The sequence below is a fragment of the Streptomyces sp. HNM0574 genome, from assembly GCF_012726235.1.
Classification (GTDB): Bacteria; Actinomycetota; Actinomycetes; order Streptomycetales; family Streptomycetaceae; genus Streptomyces.
On sequence record NZ_JAASAH010000009.1, the window covers coordinates 188,537 to 205,334 of the forward strand.

Below are 16,798 nucleotides of genomic sequence, written 5' to 3' on the forward strand. Positions count from 1 at the left end.
GGCCTCCTCGGGACGCGGCACGGGGCACGGGCCGCTCCGCCGCGCGGCGGACCCGCGGGAGACGGCACGGCCCTCCGAAACGCTAGGCAGCCGCCGCCGGGACGGCCCGGCGGCCGGGACCGTCCGGGTGACCACGCGTCAGGGCGTTATCCGGTCGAGAGTTGTCGGTGCCCGCTGAAAGAATCGGCGCATGGTCGGAAACGTCGCTGAACTGATCGCGCGCACGGAGCAGGGAGAGCGCTTCAAGTACCTCTACTTCTGGGGTCACCGGCCCCGGCGCGACGGCGGCGTGGGCAAGAGCTGCCTCAGCCAGTGGTGGCCCTCCCCCTTCACCGCCGACGGCGTCGAGTACCGGACGGCCGAGCACTGGATGATGGCCGGAAAGGCCCGCCTCTTCGGCGACGGGGAGGCCGAGCGCCGGATAATCGCCGCCTCCCATCCCGGGGAGGCCAAGGCCGTCGGCCGCACCGTACGGGGCTTCGACGAGGCCGTCTGGCGGCGCGAGCGGTACGCGGTGGTCGTCGAGGGCTGCGTGCGCAAGTTCGGGGAGGACGACGCGCTGCGCGAGTTCCTGCTGGGCACGGGCAACCGCGTGCTGGTGGAGGCCAGTCCGCTGGACCGCGTCTGGGGCGTGGGCCTGGCCGCCGACGACGACCGCGTCCGCCACCCCGGGCAGTGGCTCGGCGAGAACCTCCTCGGCTTCGCCCTGATGGACGCCCGCACCCACCTCCTCACCCACCGCGGCGCCCAACTCCCCACCTAGCGGGGCCCGGAAGCACCTCACTCGTACGCGGCCCGCAACGCCGTCTCCACGGCGTCCAGCGCCGCCGCCCGGTCCAGCCCGAGCCGCCGCGCCCGCCGCGCGTACGTCTGCGCCGCCTCCGCCGCCTCACGGTCCGCCGCCTCCCCCGCCGCGGCGATGAACGTCCCGTTCCGCCCCCGCGTCTCGATCACCCCGTCCGCCTCCAGCGCCCGGTACGCCTTGGCGACGGTGTTCGCCGCGAGCCCCAGCTCCCCCGCGAGCCCGCGGACGGTCGGCAGCTTGTGCCCGGTGGGCAGGTCCCCGTCCCGCGCCTGCTCGGCGATCTGGGCGCGGAGCTGCTCGTACGGCGCCTCGGGTCCGGACGGGTCGATGGTGATCTGCAACGGCACTGCTGCTCCGGTCTCTTGACGTTCTGGGGGACGCCGACGATTGTCCCCCAGCCCGCCGGGAAACCGGAGGCGACGGCACGGGTGCCGGGCGTACCGTACGGCCGCATGACCCCCGACCGGCCCGACCCGACGGAGCAGATCCGCGTCCGCCCCTTCCGCCCCGGCGACGCCGAGGGCGTGGCCGCCGTACGCCGTGCGGCCGTGCCGCAACTGGTGTGCACGGCGCGGACGGTGGCCTGGCAGGCGGCGCACGCGCCGCCCGCGCGGCGGGCGCGGTGGCTGGTGGCCGAGTGCGCGCGTGGACGGATCACCGGGTACGCGGAGGCGGCCCTCGCGCCGGAGGGCCGCGAGACGGGCCAGGGCCTGCTGAACGTCGCCGTCCACCCGGAGGCGGCCGGGCTCGGCACCGGCGGCGCGCTGGCCGCCGCCGGGGAGCGGCACCTGCGGGAGGCCGGCGCGCGGGACGTGCACACCCGGGTCTCGGACGACGGCTACTCCCCCGCCTTCGCCGAGCGCCGCGGCTACCGCCCCGGCCACCCCACCCGCTTCCTCGCCCTGGACCTGACCCGGGCCGCGCTGCCGCCCGTCCCGCCGGCCTCCGCGCTCGCGGGCGGGATCGTCCTGGGCACGGCGGCCGGGCTGGGCCGGGACCTGCGCCCGCTGTACGAGGCGGACGTGGAGTGCGCGGCGGACGAACCCGGCGCCCCCACCGCCGGTTTCCCGCCGTACGCCGAGTGGCTGGGCCCGCACCGGGACCGCCCGGATCTGGACCACGGGCTGTCCACCGTCGCGCTCGCCGGCCGCGAGGTCGTGGCGTACACGCTGGCCAGGACGGACGGCCGGGAGCGGTACTGGTCGGCGATGACGGGCTGCCGTCGCGCGTACCGGGGGCTGGGCCTGGCGCGGCTGGTGAAGCTGGATTCGCTGCACCGCGCCCGCGCGGCCGGCTACGCCCGCGCCGTCACCTGCAACGACGGCACGAACGCCCCGATGCTGGCGGTCAACCGCGCCCTCGGCTACGCCCCGGCGGGCGCGCAGTGGCGGTACGTCAAGGAGCTGTGAGCCCGCGCGCTCAGAGCGCGGAGCGGTCGCCGGTGTCGACGGGGGTGGTGGCCCGCGCCGCGCGGTCGGCCTGCTCGCGGACCTCTTCGACGGTGAGCGCGTAGCCGGTGGAGGCGTCGCTGGTGGAGCGGGCGAAGATGACACCGGCGACGCGGCCGTCGGTGGTCAGCAGCGGCCCGCCGGAGTTGCCCGGGCGGACGTGGGAGCGCAGCGCGTGGATGTCGCGGACGCTGGGGTTCTCGCCGTAGATGTCCCGGCCCTGTGCGTGGACGCGTTCGCCGACGGTGGCGGCCCGCAGGTCGAGCCCGCCGTTCTCCGGGTATCCGGCGACGACTCCGGGGTCGCCGCGCCCGGCGCCCGGCGCGAAGTCGAGGGTGGGCGCGTCCAGGCCCGGCACGTCGAGCACCGCGACGTCCGAGGCGGGGTCGAAGAGCACGACCTCGGCCTCGTGCGGGCGGCCGACGCCGCCGACGCGCACCGTCGGATCGTCCACCCCGGCGACGACGTGCGCGTTGGTCATCACGTGCTCGTCGGCGTAGACGAAGCCGCTGCCCTCCTGGCCGCGCGCCCCGTCGCCGGTGTTCGAGGTGCCCTCGACCTTGACGGTGCTGCGCTGCGCGGCGGCCCGCGCGGCGGGGGTGACGGAGTCGCCGGAGGGCTCGGCGATGGGCGCGCCCGGCTCGTTCTCGAAGGGGTTGAAGACGGGCGGGAAGCCGGCCGTGGTCAGCGCGCCGCTGGCCCGGTTGAACCAGGAGGGCGCCTGCTCGGGCATGCGTTCCTGCACGGCGCCGAGCACGGACGAGTCCCGGATGGCCTGGTTGAGCGCCGGGGAGGGCGAGGCGGCCAGGGCGCTGCCCGCGACCCAGCCGACGACGAGCACGGCCAGCGCGTTGACGACCATCCCGCCGACGCCGTCGGCCCATCGCACCGGCGCCCAGCTCAGCGCGTTCCGCAGCCGGTAGCCGAGCGGGGCCGTGACGGCCTGGCCGACGGCGGCCGGCACGAGCACGGTGAGCAGCGCGACGAGGGTGGCCGCGGTCGTCTCCGGCTCGACGGCCTCCAGGACGAACGGCAGCAGCCAGACGCCGATCACGGCGCCGCCGACGAACCCGGCGAGCGAGACCACTCCGGCGACCAGCCCGCGCTGGTATCCGGACACGGCGAAGACGACGACTGCGAGCACCAGGAGAACGTCCAGCAGGTTCACTGTGCCCTCCTTTCCTCACGGCTTGCTGCTCACCGGAATGAACGCCAAAAAGCGCCGGGACGGTTCCGTCCGCCTCGGCCGATGTGGCCCGGCGCACAGTCGGCCGCGGCACCGGACCGAAGGGGTCAGCCCTCGCGCAGGCGGCGGCCGACGCGGCCGAGGCCGGCGGCGAGGACGTCCAGCTCCTGAGGGGTGAGCACGTCGATGAGCGCGGAGCGCACCGTCGTGACGTGCCCGGGGGCGGCGGCCTCCAGGACCTCGCGGCCCTCGTCGGTCAGGACGGCGAAGACGCCGCGGACGTCGGTCGGGCAGGACCTGCGCCGCACCAGGCCGCGGGCCTCCAGTCTGCCGACCTGGTAGGTCAGGCCGCTCTTGGAGGTGATCAGGAGCCGCGCGAGCTCGGTCATCCGCATCTCGCCCTCGGGCGAGCCCGCGAGCCGGACGAGGATCTCGTACTGCGGGTGGGAGAGGCCCGCCTCGTCCTTCAGCTGCTGTTCGAGGCGGTGGCCGACGCGGCTGCTCGCCTCCAGGAAGCCCTCCCAGGCCGCCATCTCCCGTTCGTTCAGCCACCGGGTGTCACTCATGGGGCCCATCGTACGCGGTTGTTCAAATTGGAACCATGCACTACCGTCAGGGACTCTTCGGATTTGAACAACTCGGACTCCGGACGTCCCGGACTCCGGACAACTCCGCGCACATGGCTTGGGCGAACCAGCACCGGCGGCCGAGGGCGTCCGCCGCGTCACGTCCCGGGTTCGCACCCCCTACCGACACGAAGCCGACATGAAGGAGCTCCGCTCATGCCGACCTCCGGCACCACCACCCTCGACTCCAGGCCCGCACCCGAGGAGTCCCCGACCGGCGCCGGGACCGGCCCCGGCGAGCACACCTCCCCGCACGCCTACGACGCGGGCCTGCTCGTCCTGCGCCTGGTCCTGGGCCTGACGATGGCGGCGCACGGCGCGCAGAAGCTGTTCGGCTGGTTCGGCGGCAACGGCCTGGAGGGCACCGGCCAGTTCTTCTCCTCCGTCGGCTACCCGGCGGGCGACGTGATGGCCGTCGTCGCCGGTCTCACCGAGGGCCTCGGCGGCCTCGCCCTCGCGCTCGGCCTGCTCACCCCGCTCGCGGGCGCCGCGCTGTTCGGCACCCTGCTGAACGTCCTGGCCGTCCAGTGGGGCGGCGGCTTCTTCGCGCCCAAGGGCATCGAGTACGAGCTGCTGCTCACCGCGGGCGCGGCCGCGCTCACCCTCACCGGCCCCGGGCGCTACGCCGCCGACCGGATGCTGCCCGTCCTCCGCGCGCACCGGCTCGGCTACGGCGCGACGGCACTGGTGGTCGGCGCGGCCGCCGCCGGCGTCCTCCTCCTCGTACGCGGCTGAGCCCGCCCGCCCCCGCGGCCCGGACGGTTCGGCCGTCCGGGCCGCGGCCGTGTTCCCGGGCCGGGCAACTCCCGTGCGGGCACGGGCGGTTCGCCGCCCAAAGCGGCTTCGCGGGGGCCGGGTCTTAATCGGCGTTGAGGCGTTTCTTAACCGCACCATAAAGATCGCCCGAGACCGCTCTCAGGGGCTGGACCAGGGGCTTCCCGGGGCTAGCGTTACCGGCGCCACGTGGCCGCCACCCGCGCCGCACCCGGCGCGTGACACCGCCCGTGGACCCCCGAACCGCCGTACGGCCGCGCGCCGTACGCACCAGCTGTACGCCCCACACGAGGAGACCCCCCACCATGACCGTTCGCCGTAAGGCCGCCGGGATCGCGGCCCTGGGTATCGCACCGCTCGCCCTGACGCTCCAGACCGCGGGACCGGCCGCCGCGCACGGCTCCATGGAGGACCCCGTCAGCCGCGTCTCCACCTGCTTCGCCGAGGGCCCGGAGAGCCCGAAGTCGGCGGCCTGCAAGGCGGCCGTCGAGGCCAGCGGGGCCCAGGCGTTCTACGACTGGAACGAGGTGAACATCCCCGACGCGGCGGGCAAGCACAAGGAGATCATCCCGGACGGGAAGCTGTGCAGCGCGGGCCGCGACAAGTACCGGGGCCTGGACCTGCCGCGCGCCGACTGGCCCGCGACGAAGATGAAGGCGGGCTCGCAGCAGTTCTCGTACAAGGCGACCGCGCCGCACAAGGGCAGCTTCGAGCTGTACCTCACCAAGGACGGCTACGACCCGTCCAAGCCGCTGAAGTGGTCCGACCTGGAGTCGAAGCCCTTCGCGACGGTGAAGGACCCGCAGCTGAAGAACGGCAGCTACGTCATCGACGCCGACGTGCCTCAGAAGTCCGGCCGCCACCTCGTCTACAGCGTCTGGCAGCGCTCGGACAGCCCCGAGGCGTTCTACACCTGCTCGGACGTGACCTTCGGCGGCGGCGCGGCGGGCGCCACCGCCGGCTCGGAGGACGCGGCGCCCGGGCAGGCGTCCGCGCCCGAGGCGCAGCCGCTGGACGACCGGCAGATCGAGGCGGGCGCCGGCAGGTCGAGCGTCGACCACAGCGGTCACGGCGCCGACCACCAGGGCCACAACGGCACCGAGTACACGGACGAGGGCGCCAGGCCCGCGGGCGGCGCCGAGCCCGCGCACGCCGGCCACCAGGCCGCCTCCGGCACCGAGCTCGCGGAGACCGGCGGCGACGACGGCACCACCGCCCTCGCCGCCGGAGGCGCGGCCGTCCTCGCCGCGGGCGCGGCCGTCGTCTTCACCGCGTCCCGCCGCCGCACCCGCAACCGCGGCTGACCGCCCCGCTGTTCGCCGCCGCCCCGCCCGCTCCGGGCGGGGCGGCGGCGCCGCGCGTGGAGGGGCCGCCGGGTCGCAGCGGGGCCCGGGACGGGGCCGGGGCTAGGCTCGCGGGGACGGCGGAAGCGTGCGACCCGAGGGGCACCCATGGCCGACGAACCCTGCACGGACGGCTGCGTCGAGGTCGGCTCGGAGGCCGGACTGCGCGCCCTGATCGGTGAACCCGCGCCGTACGCGGCCGGGAAGCCCCGTGCGGCACTGCACCCGCTGGACCGCGAGTGGCTGGCGCACTCCTCGCTCTGCCTGATCGCCACCTCGGCCCCGGACGGCTCCTGCGACGTCTCGCCGAAGGGCGACCCGCCCGGCTTCGTCCAGATCCTCGACGACCGGACCCTCGCCCTCCCGGAACGCCCGGGCAACAAGCGGGTCGACGGCTTCCGCAACATCCTCGGCAACCCGCACGTCGGCATGGTCTTCCTGCTCCCCGGCCGCGGCGACACCCTGCGCGTCAACGGCACCGCGCGGATCGTCCGGGAGGAAGCGCCGGGCACCGCCCCGCTGTTCGACGCGATGACGGTACGGGGGAACCGGCCGCGGCTGGCCCTGCTGGTCACCGTCGAGGAGGTCTTCTCGCACTGCGCGAAGGCGTTCCTGCGCTCCCGCACCTGGGAGCCGGAGACCTGGCGGCCCGAGGCGCTGCCCAGCCGGGCGCGGATGGCCAAGGCACTCGAACGCCCGGACGCTCCGCTGGAGTCGCTGGAGGAGCACTACGGGCCGCGGTACACCGAAGGGCTGTACCGCGACCGCTGAGGTGCCCTCCCCCGACGCTCACTCCACCATCCGCAGCCCGTCCTTCTCCGCGCCGCGGCTGAGCACCGCCTCCCGGATGGTCTTGTACGCCTTCTCCTGCTCGGCGCTGCCCGACTCGCGGCTCTTCTTCGAGGCCAGGTTGACGAGGCTGTGCCGGGGCGAGGTCTCCATCAGGTACGGGGTGAAGGCGGCCTGCTTCACGCGCCAGGCGCCGCCGCTCTTCGCGGGCGGCTCGAAGCGGAAGCGCGCGGCCGAACCCATCGTGCCGCGCGGGTCGTTCATCTTCCCGGCGATCTGGTCACCCATCCCGTAGACGACCCAGGTCCCGTTGACCTTCTCGTACGCCTGCGGGACGTGCGCGTGGGTGCCGATGATGAGGTCGATGTCGCGCCGCCCGTCACTCTTCGAGGCGGTGAGCTTCTCGGACAGCTCGCGCTGCTGCCGGTCGGGGTCCTGCTGCCATTCGGTGCCCCAGTGCATGCTGACGGTCACGACGTCGGCTCCGGCGCGGCGGGCGGCGCGGGCGTCGGCGATGATGCGGTCCGGGTCGATCCGGTTGACCAGCCAGGGCTTGTCCTCGGGCACGGGGATGCCGTTGGTGCCGTAGGTGTAGGCGAGCTGCGCGACCTTGGCGTCACCGGCCCGCATCATCGCGGGCTTGGTGGCCTCCTCCTTCGAGCGGGCCGAACCGGCGTGCTGGAGGCCCGCCTTGTCCATCGCCTTCAGGGTGCGGCCGACGCCCTCGGCCCCGGCGTCGAGGGTGTGGTTGGAGGCCGTGGAGCAGCTGTCGTAGCCGGTGTCCTTGACGGCCTGCGCGATCTGGGGCGGCGTCTTGAACGCGGGGTAGCCGGTGAAGGGGCCGCCGTCCGCGCCGTAGACGGTCTCCATGTGACAGATGGCCAGGTCGGCCTTGTCCGCCATGGGCTTGGCCGGGCCGAGCATGGTGCGGAAGTCGTAACCGGAGCCTCCCGCGTCGGACTTGGCCTGCCGGATGATCGAGTCGTGGACGAGCAGGTCGCCCGTCGCGACGAGGGAGAACCCGCGTTTCGCCTCGGCCGCCCTGACCTGCTCGGCCCGGTGCCCGCCCTGGCGCTCGGGCTCGGAGGAACCCCGCTGTCCGTCCGTCGTGCCGCAGCCTGCGGCGGTTCCCAGCAGCGCGGCGGCCGAGACGACCACCGCGCAGCGTCGTGCGTTTCCGTTCACGTGGCACTGCTCCTGGGTCAGAGGTGCATAAATACGACAAACCTACTGACCTAGGAATAGGGCGGGCGCGGTCCGGCGGGCCTGTGCGGAGCGGCCATCCGGAGCACAAGAAGCACCCCCGCCATGTACCGGTGGCACACGGGCGGGGGTGCGGGCGCGGGCGGCTCAGCCCGTGCAGGTGGTGGGGGTGGCCCGGGCCGGGTCGAGGGCGTTCGCGACCTCGTGGAAGGCCATCCGGTCGGCCAGCCCGACGGCGACGTGCTCGGAGACGTTCGCCGGGCACAGGTCCTGCAGCAGCACGTTCTTGACGTCGGGCCCCTTGAGGAACTGCGACTGATACGGGGTGACGACCTGGTCGTACCTGGTGGCGATCACCGTGTACGCGACGCCGGGGACGGTGTCGCCGCCCTCGTTCAGCCGCCGCAGGAAGTCCGAGCCCTCCCGCTGCTGCATCAGGGACGGGCCCAGGTCCTCGACGGTGTCGCCGACGGGCGGGATCAGGTCGGCGAGCGCGGACAGCCCGGACAGGGAGGTGCCGTGGTTGCTGGGCGCGATGCCCACCAGCGCGTTCACCTTCTCGGCCCCGCCGTGGAACTTGAGGTACTGACGGGGCATCATCCCGCCCTGCGAGTGGCCGACGATGTCGACCTCGCGGCTGCCCGTGGCGGCCAGCACCTCGTCCACGTAGACGTCGAGCTGCTCGGCGGACTCCTCGATGGGGCCGAGCCCGTTGACGAGCGGGACGCCGGGGCGCTGGCCGTAGTCGAGGGAGTAGACGCAGTACCCGCGCTGGACCAGATACGGGGCGAGGCCCAGCCAGTTGTCGATCCGGTTGCCGCCGGTCCCGTGGACCAGCACGACGGGACGCGGATGCTCGGGGGCCGGCTCGCAGGAACCGTCGTTCCAGCCGCCGGCCGAGGCCGGGGCGGCCGGTGGTGCGGAGGCGGTGGCGGGCGGGGCGGTGAGGCCCGTCACCGCACAGGCCGTCAGGGCGACGACGGCGGATCGGAGGGCGCGCTTCCGGACAGGGGTCATACGGTCTCCTCGCGGCTCGGAGGACGGAGCGGCGCTGTTGAATTTCCGTCAACTTACGGGCAGGTAAGGATGATCGGAAGACTCTGCGCGAGGACGCCGCCGTCAACACGCCCCCGCCGCACGGGAGTTCAGGCCGCACGGGGCCGGCCGTGGGCGCCGGCGGGCTGCACCGCTCCGACGCCGAAGCGCCTGCGTGCCCGGTCGGCGGCGGCCTCAGCGCGGCGGGCCTTCTCCTCGCGCGGGTCGAGGGACAGCTGACGCGGCGCGGAACGCCCCTCGGCCGGGTCCTCGACGCGCAGCGCGAGGCCGCGCACCCGGGCCCGCTGGAGCCCGAGCGCGTCGTGCAGGGCGTAGGCGGCAGAGGCCAACGCCGGTGTGTGCGCGGTGGGTTCGGGGAGCGTGCGGGTGCGGGTGGTGACGGAGCGGTCGGCGTAGCGCACCGTCAGGGTCAGGCCGCGCGCCGCCAGCTCGTCCGAGCGGAGCCGGTAGCCCAGGTCGTCGGCGAGGGCGAGCAGGGCTCGGCGGCGCTCGGACGGGTCCAACTCGTCGTGCCCGAAGCGGTGTTCGGCGGTCATCGGGCCCGGCTGCGCCGTCGTCCCCGCGCCCGCGCGCGGGTGGGCGGCGACGGGGCTCGGGTCGATGCCGCGGGCGTAGGCGTACACCCGGCGTCCGGCGCTCGCGCCGAGGATGCGCTGGAGCGTGGCGGGCGGCGCGGCGGCGACCCGCCCGACGGTGTCCAGCCCGTACCCGCACAGGGTGCGCGCGGTGGCCGGGCCGACGCCGTGCAGGTCGATGACGGGGCGCCGGTCGAGGAACTCCGCCTCCTCCCCCGGCCGGACGACCCGGACGGTGCCGGGGCGCGCGGCCCGCGCCGCCATGCGCGCGAGCAGCGGGTTGGCGGCGACGCCGATGGTGCAGCCGCCGCCGTACAGCGCGGTGGTGCGCAGGCGTACGAGCCCGGCCAGCGCAACGGCGTCCCGCCCGAAGTAGCGCAGCGCGCCGCCCACGTCGACGAGCGCGGCGTCGGGCGGCAGCGGCTGGACGACGGGGCTGACGTCGGCGAGCAGCGCGAGGAGCCGGGCGTACCGGTCCTCCGTGCCGGGGCCCGTGCCGTCCGGGGCGTCGTCCCGGCCGAGGCGGACGTACAGGACGCGGAGCCGGGCGTCCGGCGCCGGTGGTTTCCGGGTCATCCCGCGCTCCCCTGGCTGGAGTGCCACAGCTTCCGTACCGCCTTCGCCGAGCCCGCCGGTTCGCCCGCGGGGCGGAGGTCGGCCCAGGGGTGCATCTCGTACCCCTCGGCGACCCGGACGGTGCGGCCGCCCGTACCGGCGGGCTCGGGTTCCGCTCCGGGTTCCGGTTCCGTTCCGGGGGACGGTTCGGGGCCGGTGGGCCCCGGTGGTGCGGCGAGCCGTTCGGTGACGGCGTCCAGGCCGCCGGTGCGCCGCAGTTCGGCGAGTTCGGCCAGGTCCCAGGCCGCCGAGCCGACGACGCTGAGGCTGCGCGGGCCGCGGCGCTGCACGACGCCGCGCACAAGCAGCAGCCAGGAGTGGAAGACGGTGTGCGCGCAGGCCGGGTGGGAGTCGTCGAAGAAGGCGCAGTCGACCAGCCCCGTCCCGTCGTCGAGGGTGGTGAAGACGACCCGGCGCCCCGACCGGACCGGCGGCGTCTGGATGGCCGCCTTGGCCCCCGCGACGAGGACGGTCTCGCCGTGCCGGGCCGAGCCCAGCGCGCGGGCCGGGTGCGCGCCGAGCTCCGTCAGGAACTCGGCGTGGTCGCCCATCAGATGGCGCGAGGTGTCCATGCCGAGGACGCCGAGCTCGGCGCCGAGCCGTTCGTCCGCGTCCAGGTCGGGCAGGCCGGCGGGTTCCGCTTCCGCCTCCGTATCCGGTCCGGCAGCGGTGGCGTCGGCGTCCCGGCCCAGGGTCAGCTGGCCCTCGCGGGCGCCCTTTCCGCGTCCGGCGCGGTGCAGTTCCGCGAGGTGCAGCAGCAGGTCGCGGCGGTTGCCGTGCGGCGCGTACGCGTCCAACGCGCCGACCTGGGCGAGCTTTTCGGCCACGGGGCGGGGCGGGCGGGCCCGCTGCCAGAAGTCGGCGAGCGAGGCGTACGGCGCGCCCTCCTCGATCCTGCGGGCGTCCTCCTCGCCGATGCCCCGCACCTCGGACAGGGCGAGCCGGATGCCCCAGCTCTCGCCGCTCTCCCTTTCCGCCCGCTTTTCACCAGACACCAGTTCGATCCGGTAGGAAGCGCCCGACCGGTTCACGTCCAGCGGCAGCACCGGCACCCCGCGCCGCCGCGCGTCCGCCAGCAGCAGCCGCTTCGGGTACATCCCCGGATCGTGTTCGAGCACCCCCGCGTAGAAGGCGGCCGGATGGTGCGCCTTCAGCCAGGCCGACTGGTACGTGGGGACGGCGAAGGCGACGGCGTGCGCCTTGCAGAAGCCGTAGCTGCCGAACGCCTCCACGATCTCCCAGGTACGGCCCACGACGTCGGGCGGATAGCCGCGCCCGGCCGCCAGCTGCCCGAACCAGGCGCGCACCCGGCCGCGCCGCTCGTCGTCCGAGAGCGCGCGCCGCGCCTCGTCGGCCCGCGCCCGGTCGCAGCCCGTCATCACCGTGAGGATGCCGATGATCTGCTCGTGGAAGACCACGACCCCGTACGTGTCCCGCAGCACCGGCTCCAGGTCAGGGTGCGGATAGCGCGCGGGCCTGCGGCCGTGCCGCGCGTCGATGAACGGGCGCACCATGTCGGCCGCGACCGGCCCGGGCCGGAACAGCGAGATGTCGACGACCAGATCGTCGAAGTCCGCCGGCTGGAGCCGGCCGATCAGGTCGCGCTGCCCGGGCGACTCGATCTGGAAGCAGCCGAGCGTCTCGGCCGAGCGGATCAGCGCGTACGTCGCCGGGTCGCCCTCCGGCACCCGGTCCAGGTCGAGGCGTACGGAGCGCGCGCGTTCGGTCTCCCGGACGGCGTGCGCCATCGCGGACTGCATCCGTACGCCCAGGACGTCGAGCTTGAGCAGGCCCAGGTCCTCCACGTCCTCCTTGTCGAACTGCGACATCGGGAAGCTCTCGCCGCTGGTCGGCACCACGGGCGTACGCGCGCGGAGCGAGTCGTCGGAGAGCAGCACCCCGCACGGGTGCATGGCGACCCCGCGCGGCAGGGCGTCCAGCCCCTCGACGAGGTCCCAGAAGCGGTCGCCGTACTTCCCCGCGTCCACCCCTCGCAGCTCGGGGAGTTCGGCGAGGGCGGAGCGCGCGTCGCGGGCCCGGATGTGCGGGAACGCCTTGGCGAGCCGGCCGGTCTCGTCGGGGTCCATGCCCAGCGCGGCCCCCACGTCCCGCACCGCGTGCCGCACCCGGTAGGTCTCCGGCATGGCGACGGTGGCGACGCGGTCGGCGCCGAAGCGCCGGAAGATGCCGCGGTAGACCTCCAGCCGGCGCGCCGACTCCACGTCGATGTCGATGTCCGGGAGCGCGGCCCGGCTCGGCGAGAGGAACCGCTCCATCAGCAGCCCCTGCCGGACGGGGTCGGCCTGCGCGATCCCCAGCAGATGGTTCACCAGCGACCCGGCGCCGGAGCCGCGCGCCGCGACCCGGATGCCCGCCTCCCGCACGTCCGCCACGACGCGCGCGACGGTCAGGAAGTACGAGGAGTACCCGAGCCTCTCGATGATCCGCAGCTCCTCCTCCAGCCGGTCCCAGCGCGCCCGGTCCCTCTCGTAGCGCCGCGCGACCATCCCGGCCGCGCACCGCGAGCGCAGCACCCGCGCCGCGGTGCGGCCCCGCTCGCCCGCGGCCGGGTCGGCGGCGCCGACCAGCCGGGGCTCGGGGAAGTGCACGCGCCCGAGGCCGATGTCGTCCTCCGGGTCGACGCGGCAGGCGTCGGCGGTCTCCCCGGTCAGCGTCAGCAGCCGGTGCGCGACGTCCCGCCGGTGCCCGGCGGCCTCGGCGATGCGCCCGGCCGCCGCCGCCATCTCCGCCGCGCCCTTCAGCCAGCGGTCGCCGCCGTCCAGACCCTTGCGCGGGTCGACGGGGACGAGCCGCCTGGCCGAGTCCAGGACGTCGGCCAGGCCGACGCCGGTGCGGGGCGCGGCGTCGGCGTACCGCACCGCGTTGGTGAGGACCGGTTTCACGCCGCGCTCGGCGGCGAGGCCCAGCATCCGGGCCGCCTCCCGCAGCGGCGCGGACGCGACGACCTCCAGCCGGAGCGCGTCCCCGAAGATCTCCCGCCAGCCGCCGAGCAGCCGGGCCGCGCGGTCGGGCCGTCCGGCGGCGAGCGCCCGGCCGACGTCGGAGTCCGGGCCCAGCAGGACGGTCAGGGCCCGTTCGTCGGCGCCGCCGAGCCGCGCCATGTCGGCGGCTTCCAGCAGCGGGCGTTCGCCGCCGCGCGCGTGCGCCGCGGTGACCAGCGCGCAGAGCCGGGCCCATCCGGCGGCGCCGTCGCGGGCGAGGAAGACGGCCCGCTGCGCGGTCTCGTCGACGAAGGCGCCGCCGCGGACCGGGGCGCGCCGCCGGACGACGGCGCTGCGCTCCTCGGGCGGCTCCCCGACGGCCAGGTCGGCGCCGAACACGGGCCGCACACCGGCGCGGGCGCTCGCCTTCGCGAAGCGCACGGCACCGGCGAGGGTGTCCCGGTCGGTGAGCGCGACGGCGTCCATGCCGCGTGCGGCGGCGCGTTCGGCCAGCGCCTCGGGGTGCGAGGCCCCGTAGCGGACGGAGAATCCCGAGGCGGTGTGCAGATGGACGAAGTCCGGCACCCGCACTCACCTCCAGTCGTCCGCACCCCCGTTTCCTCGCTGCTCCCTCCACCATAAACCAGCCATCGAACTTCCGTTCGAACATGACGTCGTCGCAGGTCGGAGCCGTAATAAGGGGTCACGCCGTGGCGGGAAATCGACTGCGCGACGGGAGTCTCCCCTTCAGGGGCGCGGGGAACTGCGCGACCAGCCACAGCGCACGGGCAGCCGCCGACGCACGGACGGGGCAGGGCGGGGCGCCTACCCCCGCCGAGCCGCCACCGCACCCCGCACCCCGTACGACGCGGCCCCCAGCGCCAGCACCGCCGCACCGGTCAGCACCGAGCCGGACGGCAGCGCGAAGGCCAGGGCCAGGCAGCCGGCGAGCCCGGCCGCGGGGACGACGCGGGGCGGGCGGCCCTCGTCCGAAGTCAGCGTCCACGCGGAGGCGTTGGCGACGGCGTAGTAGACCAGCACCCCGAACGAGGAGAACCCGATCGCGCCGCGCACGTCGGCGAACGCGGCGAGCACCGCGACGACCGCGCCCACCACGAGCTCGGCCCGGTGCGGCACCTGCGTCCTCGGGTGGACAGCGGCCAGCGCGCGGGGCAGGTGCCCGTCGCGCGCCATGGCCAGCGTGGTCCGGGACACCCCGAGGATCAGCGCGAGCAGCGAGCCGAGCGCGGCGACGGCGGCGCCCGCGCCCACGACCGGAACCAGCCAGTCCGCGCCCGCGGCGCGCACCGTCTCGGTGAGCGGCGCCGCCGCCCCGGCCAGCCGCCGGTGCCCCAGCACCGACAGCGCCGCGACGGCGACCAGCACGTAGACGACGAGGGTGACGCCCAGCGCGAGCGGGACGGCGCGGGGGATGGTCCGGGCCGGGTCGCGCACCTCCTCACCGAGGGTGGCGATGCGCGCGTACCCGGCGAAGGCGAAGAACAGCAGGCCGGCCGCTTGCAGTGTCCCGCCGAGGGAGACCCCGGCACCGGCGTCCCACAGGCGCCCCGGGTCGGCGCCGCCGGAGCTCAGCGCCGCGACGACGACGGCCGCGAGCACCGCCAGCACCACGGCGACGATCGCCCGCGTCAGCCAGGCCGACTTCTGCACCCCGGCGCAGTTCACCGCCGTCAGCGCCACCACGGCCGCGACCGCGACCGCGTGCGCCTGCCCCGGCCACAGATAGGCACCGGCCGTGAGCGCCATCGCCGCGCACGAGGCGGTCTTGCCCACCACGAAGCCCCAGCCCGCGAGGTGCCCCCAGAACGGGCCGAGCCGTTCCCGGCCGTAGACGTAGGTGCCGCCCGAGGCGGGGTACCGGGCGGCCAGCCGGGCCGAGGAGGTCGCGTTGCAGTAGGCGACGACGGCGGCGAGGGCGAGCGCGGGCAGCAGCGCGGCCCCGGCGGCGCGCGCCGCCGGCGCGAGCGCGGCGAAGACGCCCGCGCCGAGCATCGCGCCGAGGCCGATCAGCACCGCGTCGGACACCCCCAGCCGGCGCCGCAGCTCCCCCGGTTCCCCGCCGGCCCGTGCCTCGCCCATGCCTCACCCCTCGGCCGTGCCCGCGCACCCGCGCGCCCGCGGGCGGAAATCGGTACCGGCATACGATAGAGGCGCGGGCCAGGAGGGCCCGCCTCGCGCCCGGAGGGCCCCGCACCGCGGCCCCTTCCACCGCGATCCCCGCACCGCGATCCGCGTCGACGGGCCCGGACGTCCGGATGCCCGGAGTATCCGGTGTGACCAAAGTCAAAAGATTGGCGGCCCTGCCTGCGGCACGGCAGGGTAGGGGCCGTTCGGGACACAAGCACAGACTGCAGAAGGAGCCCCATGAAGATCGGGATCGTCGGAGCCACCGGTCAGGTCGGCAGCGTGATGCGCGAGATTCTGGCGGAGCGTGAGTTCCCGGTCGACGAGCTGCGGCTGTTCGCCTCGGCCCGTTCCGCCGGCCGGACGCTGCCCTGGAAGGACGGCGAGGTCACCGTCGAGGACGCGGCCACCGCCGACTACTCCGGCCTCGACATCGTCCTGTTCTCCGCGGGCGGCGCCACGTCCAAGGCGATCGCGGAGAAGGTCGCGGCCCAGGGCCCGGTCGTGATCGACAACTCCTCGGCCTGGCGCCTCGACCCCGAGGTCCCGCTGGTCGTCTCCGAGGTGAACCCCGAGGCGGCGCTGCAGCGTCCGAAGGGCATCATCGCCAACCCGAACTGCACCACCATGGCCGCGATGCCCGTGCTGCGCCCGCTGCACGAGGAGGCGGGGCTGGCCGCGCTGGTCGTCTCCACGTACCAGGCCGTCTCCGGCAGCGGCCTCGCCGGTGTCTCCGAGCTGAACGAGCAGGCCACCAAGGCCGTCGAGAGCGACGCCTCCCGCCTCGCCTTCGACGGTGACGCCGTGGACTTCCCGGCCCCGGACAAGTTCAAGCGCCCGATCGCCTTCAACGTGGTGCCGGTCGCCGGCTCGGTCGTCGACGACGGCTCGGAGGAGACGGACGAGGAGCAGAAGCTCCGCAACGAGAGCCGCAAGATCCTCGACGTCCCGGAGCTGAAGGTCTCGGGCACCTGCGTCCGCGTCCCGGTCTTCACCGGCCACTCGCTCCAGGTCAACGCCCGCTTCGAGCGCCCCATTTCGCCCGCGCGCGCCAAGGAACTGCTCGCCGGCGCCCCCGGCGTCGCGCTCTCGGAGATCCCCACCCCGCTCCAGTCGGCCGGTGCGGACGCGAGCTACGTCGGCCGGATCCGCCAGGACGAGACGGTCGAGCACGGCCTGTCGCTCTTCCTCTCCAACGACAACCTCCGCAAGGGCGCGGCGCTGAACGCCGTCCAGATCGCGGAGCTCGTCGCCGCCGAGAAGAAGTAACGGCGCCACCACGCACGGAACC

At 75.1% G+C, this 16,798-nt stretch carries 14 protein-coding genes; 6 read left to right on the plus strand and 8 right to left on the minus strand.

The genetic code is table 11. The features are described 5' to 3' along the window. The first annotated feature begins 190 nt into the window (after nt 1-190). Nucleotides 191-763 (plus strand): NADAR family protein, encoded by a 573-nt coding sequence (locus HCC30_RS17490; protein WP_169443500.1) that lies wholly within the window; start codon nt 191-193, stop codon nt 761-763. A gap of 17 nt (nt 764-780) precedes the next feature. Here the strand turns inward: HCC30_RS17490 and HCC30_RS17495 are convergent, their stop codons facing one another. Further along, complete coding sequence (locus HCC30_RS17495) at nt 781-1,152, minus strand: GntR family transcriptional regulator (protein ID WP_169443501.1); 372 nt, start codon at nt 1,150-1,152, stop codon at nt 781-783. A gap of 105 nt (nt 1,153-1,257) precedes the next feature. Here HCC30_RS17495 and HCC30_RS17500 point away from each other — a divergent pair, with 105 nt between their 5' ends. Then, a complete protein-coding gene (locus HCC30_RS17500) occupies nt 1,258-2,214 on the plus strand; it encodes a GNAT family N-acetyltransferase (protein WP_169443502.1) in 957 nt (318 codons plus the stop codon). Between the two features lie 10 nt (nt 2,215-2,224). Here HCC30_RS17500 and HCC30_RS17505 read toward each other — a convergent pair whose 3' ends face one another. Together HCC30_RS17505 and HCC30_RS17510 are read right to left on the minus strand one after the other, a co-directional pair. Next, nucleotides 2,225-3,421, minus strand: coding sequence for a MarP family serine protease (locus HCC30_RS17505; RefSeq protein ID WP_169443503.1), 1,197 nt, complete (start codon nt 3,419-3,421; stop codon nt 2,225-2,227). Between the two features lie 125 nt (nt 3,422-3,546). Continuing rightward, nucleotides 3,547-4,005: a MarR family transcriptional regulator gene (locus tag HCC30_RS17510; RefSeq protein WP_169443504.1), complete on the minus strand. Its 459-nt coding sequence runs from the start codon at nt 4,003-4,005 to the stop codon at nt 3,547-3,549. A 216-nt stretch (nt 4,006-4,221) separates the two neighbouring features. Between HCC30_RS17510 and HCC30_RS17515 the strand changes: the two genes are divergently transcribed. The 3 genes from HCC30_RS17515 (at nt 4,222) to HCC30_RS17525 (ending at nt 6,953) form a co-directional block, all read left to right on the plus strand. Beyond that, nucleotides 4,222-4,800 (plus strand): DoxX family protein, encoded by a 579-nt coding sequence (locus HCC30_RS17515; RefSeq protein ID WP_169443505.1) that lies wholly within the window; start codon nt 4,222-4,224, stop codon nt 4,798-4,800. Between the two features lie 344 nt (nt 4,801-5,144). Beyond that, on the plus strand, nt 5,145-6,143 hold the full coding sequence (locus tag HCC30_RS17520; protein WP_169443506.1) for a lytic polysaccharide monooxygenase: 999 nt from the start codon (nt 5,145-5,147) through the stop codon (nt 6,141-6,143). 147 nt (nt 6,144-6,290) lie between these two features. After that, nucleotides 6,291-6,953 (plus strand): pyridoxamine 5'-phosphate oxidase family protein, encoded by a 663-nt coding sequence (locus tag HCC30_RS17525; protein ID WP_169443507.1) that lies wholly within the window; start codon nt 6,291-6,293, stop codon nt 6,951-6,953. Nucleotides 6,954-6,971: 18 nt separating this feature from the next. Here the strand turns inward: HCC30_RS17525 and HCC30_RS17530 are convergent, their stop codons facing one another. The 5 genes from HCC30_RS17530 to HCC30_RS17550 form a co-directional block, all read right to left on the minus strand. Next, the gene (locus HCC30_RS17530) at nt 6,972-8,156 is read right to left on the minus strand and encodes a CapA family protein (RefSeq protein WP_169443508.1); all 1,185 of its coding nucleotides are present in this window, start codon (nt 8,154-8,156) and stop codon (nt 6,972-6,974) included. Between the two features lie 165 nt (nt 8,157-8,321). Then, nucleotides 8,322-9,191, minus strand: coding sequence for an alpha/beta fold hydrolase (locus HCC30_RS17535; RefSeq protein ID WP_169443509.1), 870 nt, complete (start codon nt 9,189-9,191; stop codon nt 8,322-8,324). A 128-nt stretch (nt 9,192-9,319) separates the two neighbouring features. Continuing rightward, a complete protein-coding gene (locus HCC30_RS17540) occupies nt 9,320-10,381 on the minus strand; it encodes a hypothetical protein (RefSeq protein ID WP_169443510.1) in 1,062 nt (353 codons plus the stop codon). Then, nucleotides 10,378-13,947, minus strand: coding sequence for a DNA polymerase III subunit alpha (dnaE, locus tag HCC30_RS17545; RefSeq protein WP_169443511.1), 3,570 nt, complete (start codon nt 13,945-13,947; stop codon nt 10,378-10,380). The genes HCC30_RS17540 and dnaE overlap by 4 nt, the downstream gene beginning before the upstream one ends. A gap of 240 nt (nt 13,948-14,187) precedes the next feature. Continuing rightward, on the minus strand, nt 14,188-15,462 hold the full coding sequence (locus HCC30_RS17550) for an amino acid permease (RefSeq protein ID WP_169443512.1): 1,275 nt from the start codon (nt 15,460-15,462) through the stop codon (nt 14,188-14,190). 285 nt (nt 15,463-15,747) lie between these two features. On the opposite strand from HCC30_RS17550, the gene HCC30_RS17555 reads away from it, so the two are divergent. Continuing rightward, complete coding sequence (locus HCC30_RS17555; protein ID WP_169443513.1) at nt 15,748-16,776, plus strand: aspartate-semialdehyde dehydrogenase; 1,029 nt, start codon at nt 15,748-15,750, stop codon at nt 16,774-16,776. Nucleotides 16,777-16,798: the final 22 nt, after the last annotated feature.

Excerpts from the sequence above, each read along its gene's own strand:
- HCC30_RS17490 (WP_169443500.1), top strand. The coding sequence starts at position 191 with ATGGTCGGAAACGTCGCTGAACTGATCGCGCGCACGGAGCAGGGAGAG.
- HCC30_RS17500 (WP_169443502.1), top strand. The coding sequence starts at position 1,258 with ATGACCCCCGACCGGCCCGACCCGACGGAGCAGATCCGCGTCCGCCCC.
- HCC30_RS17510 (WP_169443504.1), bottom strand. The coding sequence starts at position 4,005 with ATGAGTGACACCCGGTGGCTGAACGAACGGGAGATGGCGGCCTGGGAG.
- HCC30_RS17515 (WP_169443505.1), top strand. The coding sequence starts at position 4,222 with ATGCCGACCTCCGGCACCACCACCCTCGACTCCAGGCCCGCACCCGAG.
- HCC30_RS17520 (WP_169443506.1), top strand. The coding sequence starts at position 5,145 with ATGACCGTTCGCCGTAAGGCCGCCGGGATCGCGGCCCTGGGTATCGCA.
- HCC30_RS17525 (WP_169443507.1), top strand. The coding sequence starts at position 6,291 with ATGGCCGACGAACCCTGCACGGACGGCTGCGTCGAGGTCGGCTCGGAG.
- HCC30_RS17535 (WP_169443509.1), bottom strand. The coding sequence starts at position 9,191 with ATGACCCCTGTCCGGAAGCGCGCCCTCCGATCCGCCGTCGTCGCCCTG.
- HCC30_RS17540 (WP_169443510.1), bottom strand. The coding sequence starts at position 10,381 with ATGACCCGGAAACCACCGGCGCCGGACGCCCGGCTCCGCGTCCTGTAC.
- HCC30_RS17550 (WP_169443512.1), bottom strand. The coding sequence starts at position 15,462 with ATGGGCGAGGCACGGGCCGGCGGGGAACCGGGGGAGCTGCGGCGCCGG.
- HCC30_RS17555 (WP_169443513.1), top strand. The coding sequence starts at position 15,748 with ATGAAGATCGGGATCGTCGGAGCCACCGGTCAGGTCGGCAGCGTGATG.